The sequence below is a fragment of the Actinosynnema sp. NPDC023658 genome (assembly GCF_040639995.1).
GTDB lineage: Bacteria > Actinomycetota > Actinomycetes > Mycobacteriales > Pseudonocardiaceae > Actinosynnema.
The window spans coordinates 1-4739 of sequence record NZ_JBFAAX010000447.1; the positions used below are offsets into that span (position 1 = coordinate 1).

Genomic DNA, 4739 nt, shown 5'->3' on the forward strand with positions numbered 1-4739 from the left:
TTTGGGGGGCCCAATACCTACCACCTGTGCCCCCCGGGTCCCCCAACGGGGGGGTGCCCCCAATTGCGCTTAAACCAAAAATAGCACCGGGGCCCGCCCGCCCCGGGGGGTGCCCGCCGGGCCGCGGATGTGTGGTGCAGGTGGGCGATCGATCGCCCGGTTCGGCGCTACCGCGAGGCGAGCGGCACGCGCAGCGCCGACTTCAGCTCGTCGACCACGGTGTCCTGCTGCGCGGCCGTCAGGTCGTGGTAGAGCGGGAGGATCAGCGACCGCTCGGTGAACGCCTCCGTCACCGGCAGGTCGACGTGCGGGTGACCGGCGTACGCGGGTTCGAGGTGCGCGGCCATGATGCCGCGGCGGGCGGAGACCCCCCGTTCGGCCAGCCGGGCCAGGAGGTCGTTGCGGGCCACCGGCACGTCGTCCGGGAGCATCACCCAGAACGACTGGTAGTTCGTCGTCCCGTGCTCCGGGTCGCGCACCGGGCGCAGGCCGGGCACGTCCGCCAGCAGCTCGTGGTAGCGCGCCGCGAGCTCGCGCCTGCGCCGCACGATCGCGTCCAGTTTGGACAGCTGCACCAGGCCGACGGCGGCCTGGATGTCGGTCATCCGGTAGTTGAACGCCGTCTCCAGGTAGCTCTCCACGACCGCGCCGCCACCGCTGTGCCGCTCGGCCGCGCTGACGCTCATGCCGTGCTCGCGCAGCCGCTTGGCCCGGGTCGCCCACTCCGCGCGGTTCGTGGTGAGCATCCCGCCCTCGCCGGTGGTGATCAGCTTGCGCGGGTGGAACGACCACGCCGACACGTCGGCGTCCGCGCCGACCGGCACGCCCCGGTAGGTCGACCCGGCGGCGCAGGCGGCGTCCTCGACCACCGTGACGCCACGCGGCTTGCACAGCGCGCGGATCGCGTCGACGTCGGCGGGCACGCCCGCCTGGTGCACCAGGATCACCGCGCGGGTCCGCTCGGTGAGCACCGCCTCGACGGTGGCCGCGGACAGGTTGCCGGTCTCCGGCTCCACGTCGGCGAACACGGGCGTGGCGCCGCAGTAGCGGACCGCGTTGGCGGTGGCGATGAACGACAACGACGGCACCACCACCTCGTCGCCCGCCCGCACGTCGAGCAGGTGCAGCGCGACGTGCAGCGCGGTCGTGCACGACGACACGGCCACGGCGTGCAGCGCGGCGACGCGGCGGGCGAAGGCGTCCTCGAACGCGGCGACCTTCGGTCCCTGCGCCACCCAGCCGGACAGCACGGCGGCGGAGGCGGCGTCGGCCTCCTCCTGGCCGAGCCACGGCTTCATCACCGGGATCACGGGGACACCTCGGCGGCCTCGGCCACCGACGCGCGCCACCACGACACCAGGCCGCGCAGGCCGTCCACCAGCTCGATGTCCGGCTTCCAGTCGAGGTCGCGGGCGGCGGCGGAGATGTCGGCCAGGCGCCGCGCGACGCCGTTGACCTTCCGCTCGGGGCCGTGCTCCAGCGGCAGGTCGGAGTCCATCGCGGCCAGCAGGGCCAGCGCCAGGTCCTTGAGGCTGGTCTCCCGGGCGCTGGCGATGTTGTAGACCTGGTCGGTGACGGACGCCTTCGCGGCCAGCACGTTGGCGCGGGCGATGTCGTGCACGTGCACGAAGTCCATCGTCTGGGCGCCGTCGCCGAAGATCAGCGGCGGCTTGCCGTCCGCGATGCGCTCCATCCAGCGGATCAGCACCTCGGTGTACTTGCCGTGCGCGTCCATCCGCGGCCCGTAGACGTTGAAGTAGCGCAGCGCCACGTAGTCCAGGTCGTACATGGCGTGGAAGCTGCGCAGCACGCCCTCGTTGAACGCCTTGGCGGCGCCGTAGAAGGTGTCGTTGTTGTACGGGTGGTGCCGCTCGGTGGTCGGGAACTCCTCGGCCAGGCCGTAGACCGACGCCGACGACGAGGCGATCACCTTCTTCACGCCCGCGGCCGCGGCGGCGCCGCACCCGCCTGGATCGTCATCACGCTGACGTGGTGCGTCACCACGTCGTGCAGCTCGCGCGCGATGCGCGCCCGTTCGTGCTCGACCGCCCGGTGCAACGCCTCGGCCTGCTCGCGCTCCAACGCCGACACCTGCGCCCGACCCTCGTCCGTGCGGACCTTCCACGTGCGCAGGCCGTTCGCCGCCACGACCAGCGGCACCAGCACCAGCAGCGGCGCGTACTCGTCGGGCACGATCGGCAGCTCCGAGTCCCGGAACACCGCGACCTCCAGCACCAGCACCGCCACGCTCGCCAACGCGGGCGGCCGGTGCGGGCTGTAGGCGGCGGCCGAGTAGGCGGCCACGACGCACGCGTAGAACGTCAACCGCGGCGTGTCCGACGGCGACACCAGCGTCGCGTACAACACGACCCACAGCACCGCCAACGGGAACCGCCGCCGCAACGCCAACGCCGCCGAAGCCGCCACGGCCACGACCACCGCGCCGATCGCCGCACCCGTGTCCAGCTCGACCGGCGGCCCCATCATGCCGATCACCGGCGCGGGCCTGTCCCCGGTGTCGATCGCGTACCGGACCGTGGCCACCCCGATGACCAGCGCCACCACCACGTCGAACGCGTAGTTGCGCGGCGTGGGCCGCGGCAGGGGACCGGTCGGGAGCGTCACCAGGGTGGCCCAGGTCCGCAGTCGGTCCACCACCGGCGCGTTCGTCACCCGGCCATTCTCACCGACCACCGGGCCACCGGGCATCCACCCCGACGACCCCTCCCACTACACCGCTCGACTACATCGCAGGGATGACACCGCACCGCCCTCATCCCGGTGGGGTACCGGAAATGCCCCGGCCGACCGACGCGCCCGGACCGGCGCCGCTCCTAGCGTCCACCGCGCCAGACCGGGACGACCCAGGGAGCAGACCATGACCACGCCGGTGATCGAACTGCGCGACGTGAGCCGCAGGTACGACGACGGACCACCGGCGCTGCGGGACGTGTCGCTGACCGTGCGCGCGGGAGAAGCCGTCGCCGTCCTCGGACCGTCCGGCAGCGGCAAGTCCACGCTGCTCAACCTCATCGCCGGCCTCGACCGACCGGACACCGGCACCGTCACCGTGGACGGCGTGCGGGTGGACGGGCTGGGCGAAGCCGCGTCCGCCCGCTACCGCAGGGCCCGGATCGGCATGGTCTTCCAGTTCTTCAACCTGCTCGACGACCTGACCGTGGCCGACAACGTCGTCCTGCCCGCGCAGATGGCGGGCATGGCGCGCGCTGACGCCGGCAAGCGCGCGGCCGAGCTGCTCGACCAGCTCGGCGTGGCCCGGCACGCCCGCGCCTACCCCGGCCGGCTCTCCGGCGGCGAACGGCAGCGCGTCGCGGTCGCCAGGGCGCTGATGAACCGGCCCGCGCTGCTCCTGGCCGACGAACCCACCGGCGCGCTCGACACCGCCTCCGGCGAGGACGTCGCCGCGCTGCTCACCGAGCTGAACGCCGACGGCCAGACCCTCGTCGTCGTCACGCACGACCTGGCGCTGGCCCGCTCGTGCACCAGGCGCACCATCCAGCTGGTCGACGGACAGGTCGCCGGCGACGTCGTCGTGGAGCCGACCCGATGAGCGCCCTCGGCCGGGTGGTCCGCTCCGGCGTGGCCCGCCGCCGCGTGCAGACCGTGGTCATCGGGCTCGCCACCACGATGGCCGTGACGTCGTCCGTCCTCGGCGGCTCGCTGCTCGTGGCGTCCACCGCGCCGTTCGACGACGCGTTCGCCCAGCAGCACGGCGCGCACCTGTCCGCGCAGTTCGCCGCCGACAGGACGACGGCCGACGGGCTGGCGGCCTCCACGACCGCCGACGGCGTCACCGCGTCGGCCGGACCGTTCCCCGTCGTGTCCGTCACCCCGAGCGCCGGGGACGGCCCCTTCACCCCACCGCCCGTCACGGTCGTGGGCCGGGCCGACCCCGGCGGTCCGGTCGACGCCGTCACGCTCACCGACGGCACGTGGGCCGACCAGCCGGGCGAGGTCGTGATGTCCGCCGACGGCCCCTACGCCCACTCGCCGACCGGCTCCGGCGTCGGTCGGCGCCTCGAACTGACCGACGGCACGTCGTTGACCGTCGTCGGCCTCGCCCGCTCCGTCAGCCGCACCGCCGACGGCTGGGTGCCCCCGACCTGGATCACCTCACCCGTCGGCTACCAGGTGCTGTACCGGTTCGCCTCCGCCGCCACCACCGAGCAGGTCGACGCGGCCCGCGCGGCGATCGAGGCGGCGGTCCCGGCGGGCGCGCTCACCGGGTCGCAGTCGTGGCTGGTGCTCAAGAAGGCCGCCGACCGCGCGGTCGCCGTGTTCGTGCCGTTCCTCGTCGCGTTCGGCGTGCTGGGACTGGTGATGTCGCTGCTCGTGGTCGGCAACGTCGTCGCGGGCGCGGTCGGCGCGGGCACCCGGCGCATCGGGATCCTCAAAGCCCTCGGCTTCACCCCCGCGCAGGTCGTGCGGGCCTACATGGCCCAAGCGCTGATCCCGGCGGTGATCGGCACCGCGATCGGCGTGGTGGCGGGCAACCTGCTGGCCATCCCCGTGCTGGCCGAGACCGAGGACGTCTACGGCTCCGTCGGCCTCACGGTGGCGCCGTGGGTGGACGTCGTGGTCGTGGTGGGCGCGCTCGTGCTCGTGTCGGTGACCGCGTGGGTGAGCGCGGCGCGCGCCGGGCGGTTGCGCACCGTGGACGCCATCGCCGTCGGCCGCACCCCGCGTCCCGGCCGGGGCCGGTGGGCGGCCCGGCTGAC

5 protein-coding genes are annotated in these 4739 nt (G+C 73.9%); 2 read left to right on the forward strand and 3 right to left on the reverse strand.

The features are described 5' to 3' along the window. Positions 1 to 167 precede the first annotated feature (167 nt). Genes AB0G02_RS28555 through AB0G02_RS28565 form a run of 3 tightly spaced genes read right to left on the reverse strand, consistent with a single transcriptional unit; the run spans position 168 to position 2673 of the window. Positions 168 to 1310 carry a DegT/DnrJ/EryC1/StrS family aminotransferase gene (locus tag AB0G02_RS28555; RefSeq protein ID WP_360799723.1) on the reverse strand — a complete coding sequence of 381 codons (1143 nt, stop codon included), beginning with the start codon at positions 1308 to 1310 and terminating at the stop codon, positions 168 to 170. Continuing rightward, a complete protein-coding gene (locus tag AB0G02_RS28560) occupies positions 1307 to 1939 on the reverse strand; it encodes an NAD-dependent epimerase/dehydratase family protein (RefSeq protein ID WP_360799726.1) in 633 nt (210 codons plus the stop codon). Before AB0G02_RS28560 ends, AB0G02_RS28555 begins: the two co-directional genes overlap by 4 nt. Beyond that, on the reverse strand, positions 1936 to 2673 hold the full coding sequence (locus AB0G02_RS28565; protein WP_360799729.1) for a histidine kinase dimerization/phosphoacceptor domain-containing protein: 738 nt from the start codon (positions 2671 to 2673) through the stop codon (positions 1936 to 1938). The genes AB0G02_RS28560 and AB0G02_RS28565 overlap by 4 nt, the downstream gene beginning before the upstream one ends. 205 nt (positions 2674 to 2878) lie before the next feature. Here AB0G02_RS28565 and AB0G02_RS28570 point away from each other — a divergent pair, with 205 nt between their 5' ends. Next, on the forward strand, positions 2879 to 3571 hold the full coding sequence (locus AB0G02_RS28570; protein WP_360799732.1) for an ABC transporter ATP-binding protein: 693 nt from the start codon (positions 2879 to 2881) through the stop codon (positions 3569 to 3571). Continuing rightward, positions 3568 to 4739, forward strand: a 1172-nt coding sequence (locus tag AB0G02_RS28575) for an FtsX-like permease family protein (RefSeq protein WP_360799735.1), incomplete at its 3' end; no start/stop codon positions are given. The genes AB0G02_RS28570 and AB0G02_RS28575, both read left to right, overlap by 4 nt.